Raw genomic sequence first — 23,194 nt, 5'->3', positions numbered from 1 at the left:
CCTCGACGGTCACTTCAGCCTGCTCGAGGCCAGAATGGACACCAGGTGGAGCAGCGTCTGGAGAAGGGCGATGCCCGCGAGGACGGCGACACCGAGCCGCGAGAAGAACAGGTCGCCGCGCGCCGCGTCCATGATCGCGAGGACCAGGATCAGGAGCGAGGCCTCGATCCCGAGCACCAGACGGTGGAACTTCAGCGCGGCCGCGGCCTTGCGGGCCAGGGCCATGCCGGAGGAGCGGATCTCGCTGGCCGCCTCCTGGACCACCGGCTTGCCCGCCTGGTGGCGGGCCACACCGACCAGGTCCGTCTCGGACTTGATCAGGATGGCGCCGAGCGCGGCGAGCGTGCCGAGGAAGGCCCACAGCCAGTCGATCCGGCCCTCGCCCCAGATGTCCGCGGCCCGCAGGCCGAAACCGACCAGGACGGCGGCGTCGCAGAGGTACGCGGCGACGCGGTCCAGGTAGACACCGGCGAGCGAGTACTGCTTCTTCCAGCGGGCCAGTTCACCGTCGACACAGTCGAACAGCAGGTAGAGCTGCACCATGACCACACCGAGCACCGCGCCCCAGATACCGGGGACGAGCAGCGCGGGGGCGGCGAGGGCGCCGGCGAGGGTCATCACATAGGTCACCTGGTTCGGGGTGACCTTCGTGTTCACCAGGTGCCGGTCCACCCGCAGCGAGATCTCGCGCATGTAGAGCCGGCCGGCCCAGTGCTCGCCGCTGCGCCGGTCCTTCACCCCGGCGGGGTGCACGACCGGGCGCAGTTCAGCTACCGATGGCTTTTGCATAGTCGGCGTAGGCGTCCTTGATCTGATCGGCGTTGTAGTCGAGGTGCTCGAGGATCGTGTAGCGGCCGGGGCGGGTCTGCGGCGCGAAGAGCACCGCGTCCACCAGGTCCTGGTCACTGAAGCCCATCTCGGCCGCGAGCACGGGAAGGCCGTGGCGGCGCAGCGTCTGGGTCATCTCGCCGGCGGTCTCGTGGTCGCCGCGCAGGTAGGTGGCGAAGGCGCCGCCGAATCCGCACTGCTCGCCGTGGAGCGCGCTGCGCTTGGGGAAGAGCAGGTCGAAGGCGTGGCTGATCTCGTGACAGGCCCCCGAGGCCGGTCGCGAGTCGCCGGCCACCGACATGGAGAGCCCGCACATCACCAGGGACTCCGCCAGTACGGTCAGGAAGGCGTCGTCGCCCACACCGCCCGGGTGCCGCAGCACCGCGTGGGCGGACTGCCGGGCCATGGAGGCGGCCAGACCGTCGACGATCTCACCGTTGACCTGGTGGGACAGCTCCCAGTCGGCGACGCAGGAGATCTTGCAGATCACATCGCCGACACCGGCGCGCACGAAGCGCACCGGTGCGTCACGGATGACGTCGAGGTCGATGACCACGCCGATCGGGCTCGGCACACCGTACGAACCGCGGCCCGCATCGTTGTCGAGCGTGGCGACCGGGGAGCACAGACCGTCGTGCGCGAGGTTGGTCGCGACGGCGACCAGCGGCAGCCCCACCCGGGCCGCCGCGTACTTCGCGCAGTCGACGACCTTGCCGCCGCCGAGCGAGACAAGGGCGTCGTAGCGCCCGGCCTTCTTGACCGCGTCGGCCAGCGCGATCGCGCCGTCGAGTGTGCCGTCGGCCTGGCTGAACCACTGCGCGCCCGGGAACAGCGGGGCGAAGCGCTCCTGGAGCGCCTTGCCGGAACCGCCGCTCACGGCGAACGCGAGCTTTCCTGTGGGGGCGATGCGCTGGTCGGTCAGGATCGTGGGGAGATCGTCCAGCGCACCCGCCCGGATGTCGACGACAACCGGGCTCGGCATCAGCCGGGTCAGTACTGGCACGCGATCTCCCTGCCCTTGGCGAGGTCCTCGTGGTTGTCGATCTCGACCCACTTGACGTCACCGATGGGGGCCACGTCGATCCGGAAGCCGCGGTTCACGAGCTCCTGGTAGCCGTGCTCGTAGAACTGCTGCGGGTCGGCGTCGAAGACCGTCTTGAGGGCGTCGGCCAGCTCGTCGGCGGCCTCGCCCTCGATGAGGGTGACGCCGATGTACTCGCCGGAGGCCTCCGCCGGGTCCATCAGCTTGGTGATCTTCGTCATCCCCTTCTCGGGGTCGACGACGACCTTCATCTCCTCGTCCGCGAGGGACTTCACCGTGTCGACGGCGAGGATGATCTTCTTGCCGTTGCCGCGGGCGGCGAGCAGCGTGTGCTCGACGGAGACCGGGTGCACGGTGTCGCCGTTGGCGAGGATCACGTCGTGCTTGATCGCGTCACGGCCGCACCACAGGGAGTAGGCGTTGTTCCACTCCTCGGCCTTGTCGTTGTCGATCAGCGTGATCTTCAGGCCGTACTTCGCCTCGAGCGCCGCCTTGCGCTCGTAGACGGCCTCCTTCTTGTAGCCCACGATGATCGCGACCTCGGTGAGACCGATCTCGGCGAAGTTGCCAAGGGTCAAATCGAGGATGGTGGTCTCACCATCGACAGGCACCAGCGCCTTGGGCAGGGTGTCCGTGTACGGACGCAGACGCCGTCCGGCGCCTGCCGCAAGGACGAGGCCGATCATGCGGGTTCTCCTTCGTCGTGTACGGCGGGTGCGCCCTGACGTGCGGCGATCACCCAGAAGCGGATGCTCTCGACGAGCACCACCAAGGCCACGGCCACGGCGAGCACCGTGAGCGCGACCGTGAAGTCCTGCGGGGAAAGAAGCGCGGCCGCGACGGCGACCACGAGCGTCCTGCCCTCTTGCCCGCCGATCGCTCGTACGAGCCAGTTCGGGGGCGCACCGGTGCCTCCGCGTATGCGGTACACCGTGTCGTAGTGATGGTAGGCGACCGCGCTCACCAGGCCGAATGCCGCCGGCAGGGCGCCGCTGACGTCCGCCTTGGCGGCGAGGACGAGGACCGTGAGGTACTCGCCGGCGCGGAACAGGGGCGGGACCAGCCAGTCGAGGGGGCCCTTGAGGGGCGAGCTGACGGCGAAGCCGCTGAGGACCGCGTACCAGGCGGCGGACGCGATGAGGCCCCAGGTGCCGTACTCGGACGCCGCCGCGTTCAGGATGCCCGCGACGGCGAGCAGTGCGACCACCGGGGCGAGGAAGCCGCCGAGCCTGCGCCCGCGGCCGGGCAGACTGCCGCCGAGGTACGCGGCGACGGGACCGTTGTCCGCGAGGTCCACCAGGGCGCGCGCGGCGCGGTCCGTCCGCTCGGCCTTGCGCGTCAGCGACCGCAGCACACGGCCGGCCGTCGTGTAGAGCGCGGCGAACGCGCACCCGATCAGGAGCACCACGAAGGTGATCCGCGGGGTGGTCACCGCGGTGAGGACCGCTATCAGCGCCCAGCGCTCACCGATCGGCAGCACGATCATGCGCCGCAGCCACACCGTCCAGCCGACGCTGTCGAGCTTGTCGGAGAGCGCGGCGGTGGGGCTGGTGTTGGCGGTGGCGTCGTGGTTGGCCTCGTTGAACGAGAAGTCGACCACGTGCCGGCAGGTCTGCAGGATCATCGCGCCGAGCGCGAGGGCCCATACGTCATCGCCGTTCGCGTTGGCCGCGCCGAGGGCGAGACCCGCGTAATAGGCGTACTCCTTGGCGCGGTCGAAGGTGGCGTCGAGCCAGGCGCCCATCGTCGAGTACTGCAGCGAGTAGCGGGCGAGCTGCCCGTCGGTGCAGTCCAGGACGAACGAGAAGATCAGCAGCACACCGGCCGCGACGAAGCCCCAGCGTTCACCGGTCGCGGCGCAGCCGGCCGCGATCAGCGCGGTGATCAGCGAGGCCGTGGTCACCTGGTTCGGCGTGAGGCCGCGGCGGGCGCACCAGCGGGCGATGTAGCGCGAGTACGGGCTGATGAAGTGGGTGGTGAAGAACCCGTCGCGGGACTTCACGGCGGTACGGAGGCGGATGGCCTCCTCGTCGACGGAGGCGACGGCCTGCCGGGCCTCGTTGCGCGCCTGCGGGTCGGCCGGGACCGTGGCGACCAGGGCGCCGAGCTCGGGGCGGTGCACGTCGGTGCCGTCCGCTTCGAGGGCCGCGGCGACCCGGTCGGCGAGCGCGTCCACCCGTACGACGGTGTCGCCGCCCGTTCCTTCGGACGCCCGCAACGCCCGGCCGAGGGCGGCACGGGCGGCGGGCAGTACGGAGAGGGCGCCGGGCAGGGCCGAGGCGGCGAAGCGCGGGTCGGTCAGGCCGAGGCGCAGCGCGTGCCGGTGGCCGACGAAGCCCGCGTCGACGAGCGCGACCCGCTGGTCGGCCGGTACGGCGTCGAGCAGCGCGGCGGTGTCAGCCGGCGCCGGCGCGGTCCGCACGTCGAAACCCAGGGCCCGCAGATCGCCTTCGAGCGACGAGCCGGGGACCGGCGAGCCGGTGAGGATGGCGGTCGACAGACGAACTCACTCCTTGGGGGGCCGGCGCATCGGCGCCGGAGGCGTGCAGGTGGGGACCACCGGACCGGCGGGCCGGGCGGCACGTCGGCTGAGGTTATCGGATGAATGGAAGCGGCCGTTCACCGCCCGTTCACGGCATGATCATGGCAGCCTGCGGAGATGCCGCCGCCGTGTTCATCTTCCTTTATGCGGCCCGCAACTCACAAACCGCGCCGCGTGCACAGTGACCCCGCCCGGACCCTCGCAAGCCTCTGACCTGCAGAGCGTTTGCGCAGGTCAGGGCACATGACAACGGTGTTCAATGCAGCGTTGCCATATACCCCCCACCCGTAGTTCACTGTGATCGCCGGCTCGCTTCGAGAGCCTGCGCCACGTACGCACGTCCGAGGACGATGAACGAAGGAGGGCCAATGGGAGCCGGGCACGACCACGGGCACACGGGCACCGATTCGGGTGGCACGGTGTCCGCCGCACATATGGGGCGGCTGCGCATCGCGCTGTGCATCACGCTCGGCATCATGGTCGTCCAGATCATCGGCGGCATCGCGGCGAACTCGCTCGCCCTGGTGGCCGACGCGGCCCACATGGCGACCGACGCCCTCGGTCTCGGCATGGCCCTGCTGGCCATCCACTTCGCCAACCGCCCCGCGAGCGTCAACCGCACGTTCGGCTACGCCCGCGCCGAGATCCTGGCCGCGCTCGCCAACTGTCTGCTGCTGCTCGGCGTCGGCGGCTTCGTCCTGTACGAGGCGGTCGAGCGGTTCTTCACCCCGGCCGACACCGACGGCGGTCTCGCCATCGTCTTCGGTGTGATCGGCCTGGTCGCGAATGTCATCTCGCTGTCGCTGCTCATGGGCGGACAGAAGGAGAGCCTGAACGTACGCGGGGCTTTCCTGGAGGTGCTCGCGGACGCGCTCGGTTCGGCCACGGTGATCGTCTCGGCCCTGATCATCCTGCTCACGGGCTGGACGGCCGCCGACCCGATCGCCTCCATCCTGATCGGCCTGATGATCGTGCCGCGCACCGTCAAGCTGCTGCGCGAGACGCTCAACGTGCTGCTGGAGTCGGCGCCCAAGGGCGTCGACATGGAAGAGGTCCGCTCGCACATACTGGCGCTGCCGGGCGTCGAGGACGTCCACGATCTGCACGCCTGGACCATCACGTCCGGCATGCCGGTGCTCTCGGCCCATGTCGTGGTCAGCGCGGAGATGCTGGACTCGATCGGCCACGAGAAGCTGCTGCACGATCTGCAGGGGTGCCTCGGTGACCACTTCGACGTGGAGCACTGCACGTTCCAGCTGGAGCCGGGCGGGCACGCGGACCACGAAGCGAAGGTCTGCCACTGAGGCACCCCAGGTGCGGTGCGGTCAGGAGACGGCTCGGCGCACCAGCTCGGCGACGCGCTTCTCGACCTCGGGCGTGAGCTCGGTGATGGCGAAGGACGTGGGCCACATCGTGCCCTCGTCCAGGTTGGCGACCTGCTCGAAGCCGAGCGTGAGGTAGCGCACCTTGAACTTCGCGGCGGGCGTGATGAAGCAGAGGACCTTGCCGTTCTTCGCGTACGCGGGCATGCCGTAGTAGGTCCGCGGGATCAGCTCGGGGCCGTTCTCCTTGATGATCTCGTGCAGCCGCTCGGCGATGACCCGGTCGCTGCCGGTCATCTCCTCGATCTTGCCGCGCACGACGCCCTCGGGATCCGCCTTCTCGGCGGCCTTGAGCTCCTTGGCGCGCTCCTTCATGGCCGCGCGCTCCTCCTCCGAGAAGCCGTCGTACGACTTCGCGGGGGTCTTCTTGGCCGCGGTCTTCTTGGCGGCGGCCGTGGTGGTCCTGGCGGTGGTCTTCTTCGCGGTGGCCATCGGAGTGCCTTTCGCTGCGGGGCGGCGTCTGTGGTTCCAGGCTAGGAACCACAGGGGGGCGGTGGCTTCTTCAAAACTGCTTGATCATGGAGAGATGGACAAGGGGCCGAGCGGTCCCGCGCCAGGACGAGGAGAAACACGGATGAGCAAGGACCAGGACTGGGTCGTACGGCCGGAGCGGCCCGCGGACCGCGAGGCGGTGCACGCGCTGAACGCCGCCGCCTTCGAGACCGCGATGGAGGCTGACCTGGTGGACGCCCTGCGCAGGGACGAGCAGGCGTGGATCGAGGGTCTTTCGTACGTGGCCGAGACGCCGGACGGCGAGCTGGCCGCGTATGCCCTGATCACCCGCTGCCTCGTCGACGAGCAGCCGGCCCTGGTGCTCGCGCCGGTGGCCACGCTGCCCAAGTACCAGCGGCAGGGTGCGGGCAGCGCGGTGATCGAGGCGGTCGTCGATGCGGCCCGCGCCCGGGGGCAGGAGCGGCTGATCACGGTCCTCGGGCACCCCGAGTACTACCCGCGCTTCGGATTCACGCGGGCATCGGAATTCGGGGTCCGGCCGGGCTTCGAGGTGCCGGACGAGGCCATGATGGCGATGGTCTTCGAGAACGAGGGGCCGGTTCCTTCGGGGACGATCCGCTACCCGGCGGCTTTCGGAGTCTGAGGCAACCGTGCGGGGGTGCGGGGGCGTCAGCGTCCACACAACCAGCCTCCACTCAGCCTGCCGTCGCGGAGCGGCGGTGCCCGGTGCGCCCAGGCGTGCGGCAAACTGAAGGCTTCGACCCGAAAGGATGGTTATGCCGATCACCCCAGCCACCGCGGCGAACAGTTCTCAGAACGGCGCCGCGGAAGCGATCCTGCTCGAACTGGTCGACGAGGACGGCACCACCATCGGCACGGCGGAGAAGCTTTCCGCGCACCAGGCGCCCGGTCGGCTGCACCGGGCGTTCTCCGTCTTCCTCTTCGACGAGCAGGGCCGGCTGCTCCTGCAGCGCCGGGCGCTCGGCAAGTACCACTCCCCCGGTGTCTGGTCCAACACCTGCTGCGGGCACCCGTATCCGGGCGAAGCGCCGTTCGCGGCGGCCGCCCGGCGCGTGTCCGAGGAGCTCGGGGTCTCGCCGTCCCTGATGGCCGAGGCGGGCACCGTGCGCTACAACCATCCGGATCCCGCATCGGGCCTGGTGGAGCAGGAGTTCAACCATCTGTTCGTCGGGATGGTGCAGTCGCCGCTGCGCCCGGACCCCGAAGAGGTGGGCGAGACGGCCTTCGTGACGCCCGAGGAGCTCCTTGTGCGGCACGAGCAGGGTCCGTTCTCCGCCTGGTTCATGACCGTGCTCGATGCCGCACGCCCGGCGATCAAAGAGCTGACGGGTCCCAACGCGGGGTGGTGACCGCCGGCTTGAGCGGCAGGGCGGCCCAGATCACCTTGCCGCCGCTCGCGGTGTGCTCCGCATCGCAGGCACCGCCGGCCTCCCTGGTGATCTCGCGGACGAGCAGCAGTCCGCGGCCGCCCGTCTGCCCCTGATCGGCCTCCAGGGCCTTGGGGCGGTACGGGTGGTTGTCCTCCACCGAGACCCGCACCCACTCGGCGCCCACGGCCACCTCGACCGCGAGCATCGGCGAGAGCAGCGCCGCATGCCGTACGACGTTGGTGACCAGCTCGGAGACGATCAGGAGCAGGCCCTGGACGGTGTCGTCGGCGGCCGGGACGCCCTGGCGGGCGAGGAGTTCACGGACCGCCCGGCGGGCCTGCGGCACAGAGGCGTCCACGGACGGAGCGGTGAATCTCCAGACCCCCTCGTACGGCAGCGGCCCGGCCGTTGGTCGGTCGGGGGGCACCCTGCCGTATTCGCGCATCTTCCGGTCGCCGCCCTCACGCTCGATTGTCACCACCCTTCGAGTTTGGGAAGGTTTTGGTCCGTACCGCATCGGTGACCGGAACTCATCACGTATCGACGGTATTTGACCGTGTGCGTATGACAGCGTCAGTTGAGCGACTGCTTCGTGTGCTTCTTGTTCTGACTTCAAGCTGTCGGGGATTCAGGGGGTTTGGGAGCCTCGGAGTCCTCAACTCCGCTTACCAGCTTGACGATCCGGCGACCTGCAAGCCCCATCGCGACCAGGCCGAGACCGTCGAAGAGCAGGGCCAGGGAGAAGAAGCAGCCGATCACATACAGACTGCTGCCGGGCCATTCGAAAAGGATCAGAACGCCGAGCAGCAGGCCGAACGCGCCCTGCACCAGCGTCAGTCCGAACTGCGGACCGCGCACCACGACGCTGCCCACCAGGCGGAACACACCGCCGGTCAGGAACAGCAGTGCGGCGAACATGGTCAGGGCCTCGGCCGTGCCCTGCGGATGGCGGATGACGACGACACCGGCCGCGATGTTCAGGGCGGCGACCACCACACCCAGCCAGAAGAAGTTGGAGCCGCGCATCTGCAGCGACTGCACCAGGCCGACCAGGCCGCCGATCAGGAGCAGCCAGCCGAAGAGCAGCATCGAGGTGAGCGTGGCGACGCCCGTGTAGATCAGGCCGACGAATCCGCCGAGCACGAGAATCGCGCCGAGCGCCGTCATCAGGCCCAGGCTGCGGTGCATCTTGCGGCCGGGTTCGTTGAGCTGTGTGCCGCCGCCGCTGGTGGTGGTGGTCTGTGCGGGGCCGGTCTCGGTCGGGTGCGCAGGGCCGGAAGTGTGCTCGGGCTCCGGGCCCCGCTCCTTGTCCGCTGCGTCTTCCGGTGTGGCCATTGGCGTCTCCCTGGGGGCGCCCCCTGGTCCGATCGTACGAGCAGGGGGTCCGGATAGCATCCGGCGCATGTCCACGGATCCCCTGCCCCAGCTCGTCCATGCCGTCGCCGACGGTGTCGCCACGGTCGTGATCACGCATCCGGCCAAGCGCAACGCCATGACGAACGCCATGTGGCGCGCCCTGCCGCCGCTGCTCGACGCGCTCGCCGCCGACCCCGAGGTTCGGGTCCTCGTGCTGACCGGTGCGGGCACCACGTTCTGCGCGGGCGCCGACATCTCGGGTCTGGTCGAGTCCGCCGATCAGGCGAGGGAGCTGGCCGTACGGGCCGAGGAGGCGCTCGCCGCGTTTCCGAAGCCGACGCTCGCGGCCGTACGGGGGCACTGCGTGGGCGGGGGCTGCCAGCTGGCGGTCGCCTGCGATCTGCGCTTCGTGACCGACAGCGCGCTGTTCGGGATCACACCCGCCAAGCTGGGGATCGTCTACGCGGCCTCGTCGACCCGGCGTCTGGTCGATCTCGTCGGGCCCGCGACCGCCAAGTACCTGCTGTTCTCGGGCGAGTTGATCGACAGCGCACGCGCGCTGCGCACCGGACTCGTGGACGAGGTGCACCCGGAGGACGAACTCGACAAGCGGGTCGCGGAGTTCGCGCGCGTCCTGGCGTCCAGGTCGCTGCTCACACAGGTGGCGGCGAAGGAGTACGCGGACGGGCGGACCGGCCGCGAGGAGCACTTCAGCGCGCAGATGCGCGAGGGCGGCGACACCGCGGAGGGTGTCGCCGCCTTCCTGGAGCGCAGGGAGCCGCGGTTCAGCTGGATGCCGCGTCCCGAGCCGCCGCGCGCATGATCTCCACCAGATGCGCCGGGGCCTTCTCCGGTGAACCCGCGTCGTAGGGCGGCTGCGGGTCGTACTCCGTCATCAGCTGGACGAACCGGGCGTGGTCGTCGCCGGCGATCCTGCCGGCGAGGGTCAGACCCATGTCGATGCCGGACGAGACCCCGGCGGCGGTGACGTACTTGCCGTCGAAGACGACCCGCTCCCCCGTCGTCTCGGCGCCGTAGGACGCGCACTGGTCCATGTAGAGCCAGTGGCAGGTGGCCCGGCGGCCTTCCAGCAGGCCCGCGGCGCCGAGCAGCAGTGAGCCCGTGCACACCGAGGTGGTCCAGGTCGTGGTGGCGTCCACCTGGCGCAGCCAGTTCTGGATCGCTTTGTTGTCCACCGGGACATGAGGGCCGCCGGGCACGATCACGATGTCCGGGCTCGTCACCTCCTCCAGGGACTTCTGGGCGACGAGGGTGAGCCGCCCGTTGTCGTCGCTCACGGGCCCGGCCTGTTCGGCGACGAACACGGTCTCGGCGCCGGGCAGCGGGCCGAGTGTGGTGTACGGGCCGACGGCGTCGAGCGCGGTGAACTCGTCGAAGAGGAGAATCGCGATCTGCATGGGGTCCCTCCCTGGGAAGACGTGTGGAGTGGTGGTCAGTCCTGCGGGTGGCGGGTGTTCGCCCGGTACTCCGCCACCAGGTCGGCCGGCGCCTTGTGCGGAGCGCCGCAGTCGTACGGGGGCTGCGGGTCGTATTCGGTGAGCAGCTGGACGGACTGTGCGGCGCGGTCGCCCGCGATCCGGCCAGCGAGCGCGAGCCCCATGTCGATGCCGGAGGAGACGCCGGCCGCGGTGACGTACTTGCCGTCGAAGACGACCCGTTCCGCGGTGGGTTCGACCTCGTAGCGGCGGATGAAGTTCAGGGCGAGCCAGTGCGAGGTGGCCTTGCGGCCCTTGAGCAGCCCGGCCTCGGCGAGGAGCAGGGAGCCGGTGCAGACCGAGGTCGTCCAGGTGCTGGTCTCGTCGGCGGTGCGCAGCCAGTCGAGCAGGACGGGGTTGTCCATCTGCGGGGTCTGGCCGGGGCCGCCGGGGACCAGGACGATGTCCGGGCGCGGGACCTCGGCGAAGGTCTTGTCGGCGGTGAGCGCGAGCGCCCCGGTGTCGGTGCGCACCGGTCCGGTCCGCTCGGCGACGAACACCGTCTCGATGCCGGGGATCCGGCTGAGGATCTCGTACGGGCCGACGGCGTCGAGTGCCGTCAGTCGATCGAAGAGGACGATCGCCAGCTGCATGTGTGTCTCCAAGTCGACATGGGTGCAGAGAAGTTGACGGGTGCCGAATTGCGGCGTGCCGGACAGTGGGGCGTCAGGCGGCCGGACGGAAGCGGCGGCGGTACTCGGCGGGCGGGACACCGAGCGTCTTGACGAACGCGCGGCGCATCGCCTCCGGGGTGCCGTAGCCGCAGGAGCGCGAGATCTCCTCGACACCGAGACCGCTGTCCTCCAGCAGCCTGCGCGCCTGCTCGATGCGGACGCGCTCCACGTAGCGCCCGGGCGTCATGCCCGTCTCCGCCTGGAAGGCGCGGGCGAAGTGGCGGGGCGAGAGGCGGGCGCGGGCCGCGAGGGCTTCCACGCCGAGGTCTTCGGCGGGGTGCTCGCTGATCCACTGCTGGACGTCGCGCAGCGGTTCGCGCCGCGCGGTCTGGGCGGAGAGCTGTGCGCTGAACTGGGCCTGGTTGCCCGGCCTGCGCAGGAAGACGACCAGGACACGGGCCACCAGAAGTGCGGTGTCACGGCCGAGATCCTCCTCGACGAGGGCGAGCGCGAGGTCGATGCCCGCGGTCACGCCTGCGGAGGTGGCGACATGGCCGTCCCGCACATAGATCGCGTCGGGCTCGACCCGGATCTCCGGATGGCGGCGGGCGAGGGTGTCGCAGAAGCCCCAGTGGGTGGTCGCCCGCCGGCCGTCGAGCAGACCCGCGGCCGCGAGCAGGATCGCGCCGGTGCAGACGGAGACGAGGCGTTCGGCACGCGGGGCGTGCTCGCGCAGCCACGCCACCAGGTCCTCGTCCGGGGCCCGCGTGCCCTGGCCGCCGGGTACGAGCAGCGTGTGCGGGACCGGTGCGTCGTCCAGCCTGCCGTCGGGTACGAGCGTCAGGCCGCTGGAGGTCCGTACGGGCCGGCCGTCGAGCGAAGCGGTGCGGATCTCGTAGTGGGCGCCGGCCCCGTACGGGTCGTCGCCGCCGAACCGCCCCGTCGCGTCGAAGACCTCGACGGGGCCGGTGACATCGAGACTCTGGACGCCGTCGAAGAGGACCACGAGAACGCTGCGCTTCGCCATGACTCCATTGTTTTGGCCGGGCACGGGTGTCAGCAATGCCGAGCACCCCACCTTTTCTGCCATCGCCGGTCCGGCCTTCCCCTCATACCGACCCGTCGGTAACCTGCGCGCCATGACCTCTCCTCTGCCGCCGCGCGCCGGGCGTCGCTGCCACAACATGCTCAATCCGCTGCACTCCACCCACTACTTCTCGTCGGAGTTCGCCAAGGAGATGGGCGCGCTCGGGCTCGACTCGTGGAGCCCCGCCTACTTCGCGGCGCGCTCCGCGGCGATGGGTGCGGTGGGTCCGGGGACGGTGGCGGCCACGTACTACAACTTCAAGTACGAGCTGATCGCCGAGCACGTGCCCGCGATCTGGGAGACCGCCTCGCCCGAGGACGTGCTCGCCGCGCGGCTGCGCGGCGTGGACGCCACTCTGCGCCGGCTGCTCGGCGACGCCGTCGACAGCCCGGAGATGGCCGAGGCGGCCCGTCTCGCCCTGACCGCGGCCGAGGCCTGCACACGGCACGCCCGCCCGCTGTATGCCGCGCACGCCGATCTGCCGGTGCCGGACGCGCCGCATCTGGCGTTCTGGCACGCGGCGACCCTGCTGCGCGAGTTCCGTGGCGACGGCCACATCGCGGCGCTGCTCGCCGCCGGTCTCGACCCCCTTGAGGCGCTGGTCAGCCACACCGCGACCGGCAAGGGATTCACCAGCAAATGGGCCCTGGAGACCCGCGGCTGGACCCGTGCGGAGTGGGATGCTGCGGGCGCACGCCTCACGGAGCGCGGACTCCTCGACGCCGAGGGCGAGTTGACCGAGGCGGGCGTGGCGCTGCGCAAGGATCTGGAGGCGGCGACGGACCGGATGGACTCGGCACCGTACGAGCACCTGGGCGCGGCGGGGGTCGAGCGGCTGACCGAACTCGCGGGCGGATTCGTGATGGCGGCGCTCGGCGCGGGGGCGTTCCCCGCGGACCTGATCGGCAAGGGCTGATCTCCGGCGCCTCGCGCCCCGGTTTGACCCCGGCCGCGTCCGGCTACCCGTTCTCCCTGCGCACCGTGCGCAGGGAGAGCGAGGTAACCCCGTGTTCCGAGCCATCGCCGATGTGCTGCGCCAGATCGGTGGCGCCGTGGCGACCGTCGTGACGCTGCCCTTCCGCGCGCTCGCCCGCCTCTTCGGCGGCGCTTCGAGCAGCGGACGGCGCGGCGGCCGCAGGCCCCGCCACGTGTAAGACGCGGGCGTCGCCGCATGGAGACGCAGGCCCGCCGCGTGTAAACGCACCGGTTCCCCCCGCTGTCGGCGCCACCTGCCACAATGGCGGGCTCAAGCTCAGCGAGAAGGCGGTACGGGAATCGTGACGACACCCACGTTGTCCATCGAGAGCAGGATTGCCGAGGAGCTCGGCGTAGCGGAGCGGCAGGTCAAGGCCGCGGTCGAACTGCTCGACGGCGGCTCGACCGTGCCCTTCATCGCGCGGTACCGCAAGGAAGCCACCGGCATGCTCGACGACGCGCAGCTGCGCACGCTCGAGGAGCGGCTGCGGTATCTGCGCGAGCTGGAGGAGCGCCGCACCGCGGTCCTCGATTCGGTACGGGAGCAGGGCAAGCTCACCGAAGCCCTCGAGGCGCAGATCCGGGCGGCCGACACCAAGGCCCGCCTCGAGGACATCTATCTGCCGTACAAGCCGAAGCGGCGCACCAAGGCGCAGATCGCCCGCGAGGCCGGTCTGGAGCCGCTGGCCGACGGCCTGTTCGGCGATCCGACCGTGGAGCCGCTGGCGGCCGCCGCCGCGTTCGTCGACGCCGGCAAGGGTGTCGCGGACGCGCAGGCGGCCCTGGACGGCGCCCGCGCGATCCTCACCGAGCGGTTCGCGGAGGACGCCGATCTGATCGGCGAGCTGCGCGAGCGGATGTGGACGCGCGGCCGGCTCGCCGCCAAGGTGCGTGAGGGCAAGGAGACCGAGGGCGCCAAGTTCTCGGACTACTTCGACTTCGCCGAGCCGTTCACCGAGCTCCCCTCGCACCGCATCCTCGCGATGCTGCGCGGCGAGAAGGAGGGTGTGCTCGACCTGGTCCTCGAGCCCGAGGAGCCCACCGACGGGCCTTCCTCGTACGAGGGCATCGTGGCGCACAAGTTCGGCATCGCCGACCGCGGCCGCCCGGCCGACAAGTGGCTGCAGGACACGGCCCGTTGGGCCTGGCGCACCCGCATCCTCGTGCATCTCGGCATCGACCTGCGCCTTCGGCTGCGGACCGCCGCCGAGGACGAGGCGGTCAAGGTGTTCGCGGCGAATCTGCGCGATCTGCTGCTCGCCGCGCCCGCCGGCACCCGCGCGACGCTGGGCCTCGACCCCGGTTTCCGTACGGGTGTGAAGGTGGCGGTCGTCGACGCGACCGGCAAGGTGGTCGCGATCGACACGATCTACCCGCATGTGCCCGCCAACAAGTGGGACGAGGCGCTCGCCAAGCTGGCGCGCCACTGTGCCGAGCACAAGGTCGAGCTGATCGCGATCGGCAATGGCACGGCCTCGCGCGAGACCGACAAGCTCGCCGGTGAACTGATCGCCAAGCACCCGGAGCTGAAGCTCACCAAGGTGATGGTCTCGGAGGCCGGCGCCTCCGTGTACTCGGCCTCGGCCTTCGCCTCGCAGGAGCTGCCCGACCTCGACGTGTCGATCCGCGGCGCGGTCTCGATCGCGCGGCGCCTGCAGGACCCCCTCGCGGAGCTGGTGAAGATCGACCCGCGGTCCATCGGTGTCGGCCAGTACCAGCACGACCTGTCCGAGGTGAAGCTCTCGCGCTCCCTCGACGCGGTGGTCGAGGACTGTGTGAACGGCGTCGGCGTCGATGTGAACACGGCCTCGGCGCCGCTGCTCGCCCGGGTCTCCGGCATCGGCGCAGGCCTGGCCGAGAACATCGTGGCGCACCGCGACGCCAACGGCCCCTTCCGCGCCCGTACCGGCCTCAAGGAGGTGGCGCGGCTCGGCCCGAAGGCGTACGAGCAGTGCGCGGGCTTCCTGCGGATCCGCGGCGGTGACGACCCGCTGGACGCCTCGTCCGTGCACCCCGAGGCGTACCCGGTGGTGCGGCGGATGGTGAAGCAGACCGGTGGCGAGGTCGCCTCCCTCATCGGGAACATGGGGACGCTGAAGTCCTTGCGGGCCGCCGACTTCGTGGACGAGAAGTTCGGTCTGCCCACCGTCACCGACATCCTGCGCGAGCTGGAGAAGCCGGGGCGCGACCCGCGGCCCGCGTTCAAGACGGCCACTTTCAAGGACGGCGTCGAGAAGATCGGCGACCTGGCGTCCGGGATGGTGCTCGAAGGCGTGGTCACCAATGTGGCGGCGTTCGGCGCGTTCATCGACATCGGTGTGCACCAGGACGGCCTGGCGCACGTCTCGGCGCTGTCGAAGACGTTCGTGAAGGACCCGCGCGATGTGGTGAAGCCGGGCGACATCGTCAAGGTGAAGGTGCTCGACGTCGACATCCCGCGCAAGCGGATCTCGCTGACGCTGCGTCTGGACGACGAGGCCGCCCCGGCGGGCGGCGAGAAGCCGGCCGGCGGACGGCGGGAGCGCGGCGGCCAGGGCGCTGGCCAGGGTGGACGTCCGCCGCAGCAGCGCGGCGGCGGCAACCGTGACCGGCGCGGTGGCGGCGGTGCGGGTGGCGGTGGCGGCCGTCAGGCGCCCGCGCCCGCGAACAGCGCCATGGCCGACGCGCTCCGCAAGGCGGGTCTGGTGGACCCCAAGCGACGCTGACCGTACGGCAGTTGAAGGGGCGGTCCCTGGCATCGGCCAGGGACCGCCCCCTTTTCGGCTCTCGGCCCACCGTGGGCCCCAAGGTCCGCTCAGCGCACCATCGGCGCCACGAGCACACTGTCCGTGGTGCGCGCCACGATGAACGCCTCCCCCTTGACCGCCTTCGCCTCCAGCGCGATCCGGTGCTTCCCGGGCTCCAGGACATCGTCGAACAACTCGTGCGTATGCGTCCGGTAGAGCCGGTCGAGGCGGTAGCCCGTGAGCCGGACCCGGCAGGTCGAGGTGACCTCGATGCCAGCCTCCCCGTCCGCCGCCACCAGACGGGTCAGCCGCCGCTGCTCGGCCGGACTGCGGTCGAGCGCGTCCTCGATCTGCGCCACCAGGATCGGAATGATCGGCGCGAGCCCGTCGACGTACACGACCTCGGTGCCCGTACGCTCGAACGCCTCGCGTACGAGGGCCCGTTGGGTGTCGGTCACGGCGCGCCCGAACGCGACGGCGCCGTACGTCCGCAGTTCCTCCGGCGGCACGCCCGAGGCATCCTGGGTGATCTCGGCGCCGATGCCGATCGTGCGCAGCGCGGCGGCGAGTCTGGCGAGCACGGCGACCCGGGCGCCGATCAGCAACACCCGCCGCGGCAGGGCGGGTTCGGGTGCGGCGAGCAGGCGGCCGAGCTCGCTGCGGTACTCCTCGCCGCGGAAGCGGAACGGGCCTATGCCGTGGTAGCCGTCGCGTTCGAGGTCGACTTCGTCCTGGGTCTGCCAGGCGAAGTCCCGCCAGATGAAGTCCTCGCCGCTCGCCGGGTCTGACTCGATCACCGCGGTGACCGCGCCGCACTCCAGGGATTCGCACTCGGGACAGCCGTAGATCACGAACCTCCCGCCGGGCAGCGGCGCTTCGGCCTCGAGCAGGAGTCTGCGCACATGCGTGGTGAAGATCGCGGGCGGGACGTCCGATGCGAGCGGGGACACCGCGTCGAGGTCGGACAGCTGGAAGAGCAGCGGCCGGCCTTCCACGATGAAGTCCGTGAAATCACGGTGGACTTGGTAGTCACCGTTGGCCAGGACGCCGCCGGCCCGCATCGCCGGGGCAAGACCGAAGGTCGCGTACTCGGCACACATGCCACGAGTATCCCCATCCGAGGGCGGAAGCGAGCATGACTGCGATATTCCGCTGATCGGGTTCTTGTGCGCCCGGCGGTTCTGCTGGATCACAAGGGCGCTAGGGTCCGGGCCATGGGCGCCGAAGTGATCGTGGTGGGTGGCGGGGTGATCGGTCTGACGACGGCCGTCGTGCTCGCCGAGGCCGGCAGCCGGGTGCGGGTGTGGGCCGCCGAGCCGGCGGCGCGGACGACCTCGGCGGTGGCGGGGGCCATCTGCTGGCCGTACCGGATCGAGCCGTTCGAGAAGGTCGTGGACTGGTCGGTGCGCTCCCTGCGCCGGTACGAGGAGATCGCCGCGCTGCCGCGGGAGACAGGGGTACGGCTCGTCACGGGGGTGATGGCGGACGAGTCCCTCACCGGCGGCTGGGTGGACGCGCTGGACGGCGCACGGGCGGCGACGGACCTCCCGGACGGGTGCGCGGCGGGCGTGCAGGCCACGGTCCCCGTGCTCGACATGCCGGTCTGTCTGCGCTACTTGAGCGGCCGCCTGGCCGATGCCGGCGGCGTGGTCGAAGTCCGTGCCGTCACCGGTCTCGCCGAAGCGGCCGCCGAGGCGCCCGTGGTCGTGAACTGTTCGGGGCTCGGTGCACGCGCACTCGTGCCGGACGAGACGGTGTACCCGGTACGGGGCCAGCTGGTCGTGGTGGAGAACCCGGGCATCGAACGGTGGTTCGTCGCGGGTACGGACGCCTATGTGATCCCGCATCCGCGGGGCGTGGTGCTCGGCGGCACGGCGGACGAGCACGACTGGCGCCGGGAGCCCGACCCGGAGACGGCCGCGCGGATCGTGGAGCGCTGTGCCCGCTTCCACCCGGAGCTCGCCACCGCCCGCGTCCTGGAGCATCGCGTGGGCCTGCGCCCCGCCCGGCCCACCGTACGACTGGAGCGTGAGCTGTTCGACGAGTCCACGGTGTTGGTGCACAACTACGGGCACGGCGGCGGGGGCGTGACAGCGGCGTGGGGCTGCGCGGAGGATGTGGCCGCGCTGCTCGGCTGAGGAGGGCCGGTCCCATCGGGAGGGGATACGCCGCCCGGACGGTGGCGTATCCCCTCCCGACGCGTCACTCGTCGGTCGGCGCCGGGCCGATCCGGAGCTCGAAGTCCCCGTCGTACTTCTCGTGGCCCGCGATCACGGCCATCTCGACGGCCTCCTCGCCCATTTCGCCGCGGACGATCAGCGGGTCCTTGCGCAGATCGCGCATCAGGGACCAGCACATGCCGAGCATCACGACGACGAAGGGTGCCGCGGCCAGGATCGTGAGGTTCTGCAGACCTTGCAGGGCGTCGGGCTTGCCGTTGCCGATCATCAGCATCACGGCCGCGACGGCTCCGGTGACCACACCCCAGAACACGACCACGAGGCGGGTCGGTTCGAACGTGCCGCGCTGCGAGAGCGTGCCCATGACGATGGACGCCGCATCCGCGCCGGACACGAAGAAGATCCCGACGAGGATCATGACGAGCAGGCTCATCACGGTGGGGATGGGGAACTCCCGCAGCACCGCGAAGAGTTGCCCCTCCGGGGTGGACTCGTCGGCCAGACGGCCGCTCTCCTTCAGCTTCATCGCCGTACCGCCGAAGATGGCGAACCAGATCAGGCTGACCGTGCTGGGCACGAGGATCACGCCGCCGATGAACTGGCGGATGGTGCGGCCGCGGCTGATGCGCGCGATGAACATGCCCACGAAGGGCGTCCAGGAGATCCACCACGCCCAGTAGAAGACCGTCCAGCTGCTCAGCCAGTCCGCGACGCCTTCGCCGCCGCTCGCCTCGGTGCGGCCCGCAAGCTGCGGGAGATCACCGAGGTAGGAGGCGATCGAGGTGGGCAGCAGATCGAGGACGATCACGGTCGGGCCCGCGATGAACACGAAGATCGCGAGGACCAGGGCGAGCACCATGTTGGTGTTGGACAGCCACTGGATGCCCTTCTCGACGCCGGAGACCGCCGACAGGACGAAGGCCGCGGTGAGCACCGCGATGATCGCCACGAGCACACCGGTGCCGATGGTCTCGGCCCAGTTCAGCTCCTTCATGCCGCTGCTGATCTGCAGGGTGCCGAGCCCGAGGGAGGCGGCGGAGCCGAACAGCGTGGCGAAGATGGCGAGGATGTCGATCACGCGGCCCCAGGCGCCGTCGGCGTGCTTCTTGCCGATGAGCGGGGTGAAGACGGCGCTGATGGTCTGCCGCCGCCCCCTGCGGAAGCTGCTGTACGCGATGGCCAGACCCACCACCGCGTAGATCGCCCACGGGTGCAGCGTCCAGTGGAACAGCGTGGTGGCCATCGCGGTCATCATGGCGGTGGCCGAGTCCGCGGGGTCCGTGCCGGGCGGGGGCGTGGTGTAGTGCGCGAGGGGCTCGCTGACCCCGTAGAACATCAGGCCGATGCCCATGCCGGCGCTGAACATCATCGCGACCCAGGACACCGTGCGGAACTCGGGCTCCTCGCCCTCGCCGCCCAGCGTGATCTTCCCGTAGCGGCTGATGGCCAGCCACAGCGCGAAGACCACGAATCCGGACGCGAAGAGCACGAAGGCCCAACCCGCGTTGTGGATCAGCCCGTTGAGGGCCTTCGCGGAGACGTCCTCCAAGGTGTCCGTGGAGAGGGCGCCCCACAGGACGAAGGCGAGCGTGAGGGCCGCGGTGACACCGAACACCACCCGGTCGGTCGTCACCACACCGTGGTCGTGCGGGCTGCCGGGGAGCCCCGTGGACAGATGCGGTTCTCCCCGGCCGGCCCGTTTCCCGTGCTCTTCCGGTCTGTTCTGCTCTTCGTGCGGCATAGGCGGGGCCTTTCGAGGTGGCTACTGCGGAATGCTCGTCTCCTCGCTACCACACGCGTCTCGAATGTCACATGTCGTCAGCATTCATCGGCGGGTTGCCCGTTCACCAGGTTGTAGGGCGCCCGCTCGTCGAGCAGCAGCGGTACGAGGGCACGCAGCGACTGCCGCAGCGGCACCAGCGCTCCGTCGCCCTCACGCCGCACGGTCACGCCATGCAGGGCGAGTTCGTCGCGGATCTCCGCGTACTGCCCGGCGGTGAGCTGGTAGCCGCAGGGCGGGTCGGCGAGGATCTCGGAGGGCTCGGCGGGGTCGTTGTCGGCGCCGCCGAGATAGACGGGTCCCCGGTCCGCGTAACCGGCGCGCCGGGCCTCGCCGGTGGCGCGGTCGACGCTGCGGCCCTTCTCGCCCGCGAAGGCGAACAATCCGTCCAGGGACGCGAGTTGGGAGTGCACCCGGCGCCTGTTGTTGACGCTCTCGTCAGCCTTCTCCTCGTCGGTGAGGGGATCCACCCGGCTTTCGATCAGGAGGCCGGCCGCGTGCTTGATGCCGGAGGCGTTGCGCAGGATCCGCTCCTGCCCGTCGCCCGCCACCTGCTTGATCGGCTCACCGGTCTCGGGATCGGTCCAGATCCCGTACGTACCCGTGGAGTAGCCCTCGCCCTCGGCGGCGGGGCGCACGTAGTCCCCGGAGAGCTCCTTGGCGTGGTCGTGGACGTCGTGGTCCGTGTTGAGGTTGCGCGGCCACAGATCGAAGAGGTCCTTGTCGTAGTACGGGGGTGTCGCGCCGTACTCGTGCAGGTCGTAGATGACGTCGGGCCGCTGGTCGCGGATCACGCGGGCCAGGGTGCGGCCTTCGGCGGTGGCGAGGGCGACGTGGTCGCGGTTGATGTCGACGCCGTCGGCGTTGCCGCGGGTGTCCGCCGCGCGGCCGTCGGGGTTGGCGGTGGGGACGATCAGGATCCTGCTGCGGTCGAGGAGTTCGCGGGTGCGCTTGTCCTGGGCGTAGGCGAGGTTCCGGATCGTGCTGAGGCAGGCCTCGCGGCCCGAGGGTTCGTCGCCGTGCTGGGAGCAGATGAGCAGCACGGTGAGCGAGGCCTGCTGGTTGCCGAGGCGAGCCAGCTGAAGTGGCCGGTTCTGCTGGGTGGTGCCGATCTGCTCGACGCGTACGCGAGGGCTTTCGCGGTCCACTGCGCGCAGGAAGTCCTGCTCCTCGGGCTGTGTGGTCCAACGGGCGCCGTTGGACTGCTCGAAGCCCGTACGGGGTCCGGAGGTCGCCGCCTCCGCCTCGCCGGAAGTGACGAGGGCGGGTCCGGTCAGGGCCGCCGCGAACGCGGTCGCGGCGGCCGTCAGCGAGAGTGCGCGTCTCAAGGGATCAGGCCTTTCTCCGGGGGAATGCGGTGCGTCTCGGGCCGCTGTGCGAGCCCCTCGTAGAAGGTCTCGCGGGGTGCCGCGGCCGGGGCACCCGGGCGGGTCGCCTCGGCGAACGCCCGCCATCCGCCGACGAACGGGAGCTCGGCGGTGGTGCGGCGCAGATTGAGGGTCAACCGGCCCGGCGCGGAGGGCGGTTCGATCAGGCCGGCGTCCGTGCCCGCGACGATCAGGGCGAGCCGGTGGCCGGCCGGGATCACATGATCACTGGAGGCGAGGTCGATGGTCAGGGTGTGCGGCCTGCCCGGTGCGAGGGGACGTTCGGTGCGCGGGTCGGCGTATGTGCCGAGGTCGGCCCAGCCGCGGCTGAACACCGTGTAGTCCACGTCCGCGGTCCTGGCGGCGGTCTCCTTGAAGCACGGGCTGTCGCCCTCGCGGCTCGCGCCCCAGCAGCTGCGCTCGGGCAGGGTGACGATGCCTTCGCCCGCGGCCGTGTAGTCGCGGATGGTGGCGGGGCCGAGGTCGACCAGGACCGCGGAGAGATGAGCGGTCGCGGTCGTGGGAGTCGCGGTGACCGTGACCTGTGAACTTCCGGATATCCGGAGGTCCTTGGCGAGGGGCGCGGTCACGAAGCCCGCCTTGTCCGGCGTTCCGGTGTCGAGCTGCGCCGCCCAGTCGTCCTCGCCCCGGGCCGGGTCGTCGGTGAACTGTTCCGTGGCGCCGCGCGGTGCGGGCGTGAGCCCGAGGGTGCCGACGCCTGCCTGCGCGCCCTTGCCGGGCTTCACCTCGACGGTGTCCGTGGCGTGCGGCGGCCAGTGACGGCTGGTCGTCCACCGGTCCGGCGCGGTCTCGATGTCGGCCATGGGCTCGTCGTCGATGCCGTTGTCGTAGCCGAGGAGTTCATGGTCGAACCAGCGGTGCAGGGTGCGTACCCAGTCGGCGCGGCGGAAGTCGAACGGGTCGACGTGTCCGGTCTGGCTGAGCCAGATCTTGCGCTCCACGCCTTCCTCGGCGAGCGCGTCCCACCACTGGCCGAAGTGCTTGGCCCGCACGTTGAGGTCCTGCTGCCCGTGCACGACGAACACACTGGCCTTCACCTTGTCGGCGTCCGGCACGTGGTTGCGCTCGTCCCACAGGGAGGTCCAGTTCCCGTTGCGCGGCGCCCCGTCGATCAGGCGCTGCTGCACGGCGCCGCAGCGGGCCCGGGCCTCGGGGCTCTCCACGTAGTTCGACAGCCACTCGGGGCCGCTGTCGTAGAGCGGTGCGCCCTGCTGGAAGTAGTAGTCGTACCAGGAGGAGATGGCGCCGATGGGCACGATGGTCTTCAGGCCCTCGACTCCGGTGGCGGCGACGCCGTTGGCCACCGTGCCGTCGTAACTCTTGCCGATCATGCCGGTGTCGCCGTTCGACCAGCCGGCCGTGGCGCGCTCGCCGCCGGTGCGGCTGGTGTAGCCGCGGCCGCGGCCGTTGAGCCAGTCGACGACGGCCTTGGCGGAGGTCACATCGGAGCGTCCGCCGACGTCCACGCAGCCGTCGGAGCGGTTGGTGCCGGCGAAGTCCACGGCGACGAAGGCATAGCCGCGCGGGACGAAGTAGTTGTCGTAGTACAGCGGGAACTGCACCACGTTGCCGTCGGCGTCGTAGGTCTTCTTCTGGCTCTCGTTGCCCCGTCCGCAACAGGCGTAGTACGGGCTGGCGTCCATGATCACGGGGATCCTGCGTCCCCGCTCGGCGGGTTCGCGCGGGCGGATGACGTCCGCCGCGACCCGGTCGTTCTTTCCGTCGCCGTCGCCGTCGAGCCCGGTGTCGACCCAGACGGATTCACGGATGGCGTTCGCGTACGAGTAGACCGGCTCGCTCTGTGCGGGGCGGGCGTCCGGTGCGGCGGCGTACGCGGGTGAGAGCAGCGAGAGCAGAAGGGCCGGCAGGGCAGCGAGGAGCACGACAGGTCTGAAGCGGGTGGCCCGCGCAGGTATCGGCATGCGGCGGAAGTTACTCCGGTCAACTCCCGCGC

Annotated in this window: 22 protein-coding genes; 8 read left to right on the top strand and 14 right to left on the bottom strand. The window is 70.6% G+C overall.

The window, feature by feature from the left end; translation table 11 throughout:
• Positions 1-9 precede the first annotated feature (9 nt).
• Genes H9Y04_RS13870 through H9Y04_RS13855 form a run of 4 tightly spaced genes read right to left on the bottom strand, consistent with a single transcriptional unit; the run spans position 10 to position 4,370 of the window.
• Positions 10-789, bottom strand: a complete 780-nt coding sequence (locus H9Y04_RS13870; protein WP_187814116.1) for a CDP-alcohol phosphatidyltransferase family protein — start codon at positions 787-789, stop codon at positions 10-12.
• Positions 767-1,831: an iron-containing alcohol dehydrogenase family protein gene (locus tag H9Y04_RS13865; RefSeq protein ID WP_187814115.1), complete on the bottom strand. Its 1,065-nt coding sequence runs from the start codon at positions 1,829-1,831 to the stop codon at positions 767-769. Before H9Y04_RS13865 ends, H9Y04_RS13870 begins: the two co-directional genes overlap by 23 nt.
• Positions 1,819-2,556: a phosphocholine cytidylyltransferase family protein gene (locus H9Y04_RS13860; protein WP_187814114.1), complete on the bottom strand. Its 738-nt coding sequence runs from the start codon at positions 2,554-2,556 to the stop codon at positions 1,819-1,821. Before H9Y04_RS13860 ends, H9Y04_RS13865 begins: the two co-directional genes overlap by 13 nt.
• Positions 2,553-4,370 (bottom strand): DUF5941 domain-containing protein, encoded by a 1,818-nt coding sequence (locus H9Y04_RS13855; RefSeq protein ID WP_187814439.1) that lies wholly within the window; start codon positions 4,368-4,370, stop codon positions 2,553-2,555. Before H9Y04_RS13855 ends, H9Y04_RS13860 begins: the two co-directional genes overlap by 4 nt.
• 410 nt (positions 4,371-4,780) lie before the next feature.
• Here H9Y04_RS13855 and H9Y04_RS13850 point away from each other — a divergent pair, with 410 nt between their 5' ends.
• Entirely contained in the window at positions 4,781-5,716 is a 936-nt protein-coding gene (locus H9Y04_RS13850) for a cation diffusion facilitator family transporter (RefSeq protein WP_187814113.1), read from the top strand.
• Positions 5,717-5,737: 21 nt separating this feature from the next.
• Here the strand turns inward: H9Y04_RS13850 and H9Y04_RS46695 are convergent, their stop codons facing one another.
• Positions 5,738-6,226 carry an iron chaperone gene (locus tag H9Y04_RS46695; protein ID WP_187814112.1) on the bottom strand — a complete coding sequence of 163 codons (489 nt, stop codon included), beginning with the start codon at positions 6,224-6,226 and terminating at the stop codon, positions 5,738-5,740.
• A 142-nt stretch (positions 6,227-6,368) separates the two neighbouring features.
• Between H9Y04_RS46695 and H9Y04_RS46690 the strand changes: the two genes are divergently transcribed.
• The gene (locus H9Y04_RS46690) at positions 6,369-6,890 is read left to right on the top strand and encodes a GNAT family N-acetyltransferase (protein ID WP_236070796.1); all 522 of its coding nucleotides are present in this window, start codon (positions 6,369-6,371) and stop codon (positions 6,888-6,890) included.
• A 133-nt stretch (positions 6,891-7,023) separates the two neighbouring features.
• Positions 7,024-7,617 (top strand): isopentenyl-diphosphate Delta-isomerase, encoded by a 594-nt coding sequence (gene idi / locus H9Y04_RS13835; RefSeq protein WP_187814110.1) that lies wholly within the window; start codon positions 7,024-7,026, stop codon positions 7,615-7,617.
• On the opposite strand, the gene H9Y04_RS13830 is transcribed toward idi, so the two are convergent.
• Both H9Y04_RS13830 and H9Y04_RS13825 read right to left on the bottom strand, forming a co-directional pair.
• Entirely contained in the window at positions 7,583-8,119 is a 537-nt protein-coding gene (locus H9Y04_RS13830; protein WP_438818103.1) for an ATP-binding protein, read from the bottom strand. The genes idi and H9Y04_RS13830 overlap by 35 nt on opposite strands.
• A gap of 131 nt (positions 8,120-8,250) precedes the next feature.
• Positions 8,251-8,826: an HdeD family acid-resistance protein gene (locus tag H9Y04_RS13825; protein WP_187814438.1), complete on the bottom strand. Its 576-nt coding sequence runs from the start codon at positions 8,824-8,826 to the stop codon at positions 8,251-8,253.
• Positions 8,827-9,040: 214 nt separating this feature from the next.
• Between H9Y04_RS13825 and H9Y04_RS13820 the strand changes: the two genes are divergently transcribed.
• Entirely contained in the window at positions 9,041-9,817 is a 777-nt protein-coding gene (locus H9Y04_RS13820) for an enoyl-CoA hydratase/isomerase family protein (RefSeq protein ID WP_187814108.1), read from the top strand.
• Here H9Y04_RS13820 and H9Y04_RS13815 read toward each other — a convergent pair.
• The 3 genes from H9Y04_RS13815 to H9Y04_RS13805 all read right to left on the bottom strand — a co-directional run bounded on the left by H9Y04_RS13815 (position 9,780) and on the right by H9Y04_RS13805 (position 12,131).
• Positions 9,780-10,412, bottom strand: coding sequence for a DJ-1/PfpI family protein (locus H9Y04_RS13815; protein WP_187814107.1), 633 nt, complete (start codon positions 10,410-10,412; stop codon positions 9,780-9,782). The two genes, H9Y04_RS13820 and H9Y04_RS13815, sit on opposite strands and share 38 nt — an antisense overlap.
• Positions 10,413-10,447: 35 nt before the next feature.
• Positions 10,448-11,083, bottom strand: a complete 636-nt coding sequence (locus H9Y04_RS13810) for a DJ-1/PfpI family protein (RefSeq protein ID WP_187814106.1) — start codon at positions 11,081-11,083, stop codon at positions 10,448-10,450.
• A 73-nt stretch (positions 11,084-11,156) separates the two neighbouring features.
• Positions 11,157-12,131, bottom strand: a complete 975-nt coding sequence (locus tag H9Y04_RS13805; protein WP_187814105.1) for a GlxA family transcriptional regulator — start codon at positions 12,129-12,131, stop codon at positions 11,157-11,159.
• A 112-nt stretch (positions 12,132-12,243) separates the two neighbouring features.
• Between H9Y04_RS13805 and H9Y04_RS13800 the strand changes: the two genes are divergently transcribed.
• From H9Y04_RS13800 to H9Y04_RS13790, 3 genes are all read left to right on the top strand, one after another.
• Positions 12,244-13,107, top strand: a complete 864-nt coding sequence (locus H9Y04_RS13800; protein WP_187814104.1) for an SCO6745 family protein — start codon at positions 12,244-12,246, stop codon at positions 13,105-13,107.
• Between the two features lie 91 nt (positions 13,108-13,198).
• Positions 13,199-13,345: an LPFR motif small protein gene (locus H9Y04_RS13795; RefSeq protein ID WP_187814103.1), complete on the top strand. Its 147-nt coding sequence runs from the start codon at positions 13,199-13,201 to the stop codon at positions 13,343-13,345.
• A gap of 123 nt (positions 13,346-13,468) precedes the next feature.
• Positions 13,469-15,871, top strand: a complete 2,403-nt coding sequence (locus H9Y04_RS13790; protein WP_187814102.1) for a Tex family protein — start codon at positions 13,469-13,471, stop codon at positions 15,869-15,871.
• An 89-nt stretch (positions 15,872-15,960) separates the two neighbouring features.
• Here the strand turns inward: H9Y04_RS13790 and H9Y04_RS13785 are convergent, their stop codons facing one another.
• Complete coding sequence (locus tag H9Y04_RS13785; protein WP_187814101.1) at positions 15,961-16,992, bottom strand: oxidoreductase; 1,032 nt, start codon at positions 16,990-16,992, stop codon at positions 15,961-15,963.
• A gap of 114 nt (positions 16,993-17,106) precedes the next feature.
• On the opposite strand from H9Y04_RS13785, the gene H9Y04_RS13780 reads away from it, so the two are divergent.
• Entirely contained in the window at positions 17,107-18,030 is a 924-nt protein-coding gene (locus H9Y04_RS13780) for an FAD-dependent oxidoreductase (protein ID WP_187814100.1), read from the top strand.
• Between the two features lie 64 nt (positions 18,031-18,094).
• Here H9Y04_RS13780 and H9Y04_RS13775 read toward each other — a convergent pair whose 3' ends face one another.
• The 3 genes from H9Y04_RS13775 to H9Y04_RS13765 form a co-directional block, all read right to left on the bottom strand.
• Complete coding sequence (locus tag H9Y04_RS13775; RefSeq protein ID WP_187814099.1) at positions 18,095-19,813, bottom strand: BCCT family transporter; 1,719 nt, start codon at positions 19,811-19,813, stop codon at positions 18,095-18,097.
• 77 nt (positions 19,814-19,890) lie between these two features.
• Positions 19,891-21,180 (bottom strand): M14 family metallopeptidase, encoded by a 1,290-nt coding sequence (locus H9Y04_RS13770; protein ID WP_187814473.1) that lies wholly within the window; start codon positions 21,178-21,180, stop codon positions 19,891-19,893.
• Positions 21,177-23,162, bottom strand: a complete 1,986-nt coding sequence (locus H9Y04_RS13765) for a Xaa-Pro dipeptidyl-peptidase (RefSeq protein ID WP_187814098.1) — start codon at positions 23,160-23,162, stop codon at positions 21,177-21,179. Before H9Y04_RS13765 ends, H9Y04_RS13770 begins: the two co-directional genes overlap by 4 nt.
• Positions 23,163-23,194 lie beyond the last annotated feature (32 nt).

Origin of the sequence: Streptomyces polyasparticus (assembly GCF_014493765.1) — a bacterium.
Classification (GTDB): Bacteria; Actinomycetota; Actinomycetes; order Streptomycetales; family Streptomycetaceae; genus Streptomyces; species Streptomyces polyasparticus.
This window is presented reverse-complemented; position numbering and strand designations above follow the sequence as displayed.

Bases quoted from the DNA above. Each gene is read 5' to 3' on its own strand.
- H9Y04_RS13870 (WP_187814116.1), bottom strand. From the start codon at position 789: ATGCAAAAGCCATCGGTAGCTGAACTGCGCCCGGTCGTGCACCCCGCC.
- H9Y04_RS13780 (WP_187814100.1), top strand. From the start codon at position 17,107: ATGGGCGCCGAAGTGATCGTGGTGGGTGGCGGGGTGATCGGTCTGACG.
- H9Y04_RS46695 (WP_187814112.1), bottom strand. From the start codon at position 6,226: ATGGCCACCGCGAAGAAGACCACCGCCAGGACCACCACGGCCGCCGCC.
- H9Y04_RS13850 (WP_187814113.1), top strand. From the start codon at position 4,781: ATGGGAGCCGGGCACGACCACGGGCACACGGGCACCGATTCGGGTGGC.
- H9Y04_RS13815 (WP_187814107.1), bottom strand. From the start codon at position 10,412: ATGCAGATCGCGATTCTCCTCTTCGACGAGTTCACCGCGCTCGACGCC.
- H9Y04_RS13860 (WP_187814114.1), bottom strand. From the start codon at position 2,556: ATGATCGGCCTCGTCCTTGCGGCAGGCGCCGGACGGCGTCTGCGTCCG.
- H9Y04_RS13775 (WP_187814099.1), bottom strand. From the start codon at position 19,813: ATGCCGCACGAAGAGCAGAACAGACCGGAAGAGCACGGGAAACGGGCC.
- H9Y04_RS13800 (WP_187814104.1), top strand. From the start codon at position 12,244: ATGACCTCTCCTCTGCCGCCGCGCGCCGGGCGTCGCTGCCACAACATG.
- H9Y04_RS13810 (WP_187814106.1), bottom strand. From the start codon at position 11,083: ATGCAGCTGGCGATCGTCCTCTTCGATCGACTGACGGCACTCGACGCC.
- H9Y04_RS13820 (WP_187814108.1), top strand. From the start codon at position 9,041: ATGTCCACGGATCCCCTGCCCCAGCTCGTCCATGCCGTCGCCGACGGT.
- H9Y04_RS13805 (WP_187814105.1), bottom strand. From the start codon at position 12,131: ATGGCGAAGCGCAGCGTTCTCGTGGTCCTCTTCGACGGCGTCCAGAGT.
- H9Y04_RS13785 (WP_187814101.1), bottom strand. From the start codon at position 16,992: ATGTGTGCCGAGTACGCGACCTTCGGTCTTGCCCCGGCGATGCGGGCC.
- H9Y04_RS13765 (WP_187814098.1), bottom strand. From the start codon at position 23,162: ATGCCGATACCTGCGCGGGCCACCCGCTTCAGACCTGTCGTGCTCCTC.
- H9Y04_RS13825 (WP_187814438.1), bottom strand. From the start codon at position 8,826: ATGCACCGCAGCCTGGGCCTGATGACGGCGCTCGGCGCGATTCTCGTG.
- H9Y04_RS46690 (WP_236070796.1), top strand. From the start codon at position 6,369: ATGAGCAAGGACCAGGACTGGGTCGTACGGCCGGAGCGGCCCGCGGAC.
- idi (WP_187814110.1), top strand. From the start codon at position 7,024: ATGCCGATCACCCCAGCCACCGCGGCGAACAGTTCTCAGAACGGCGCC.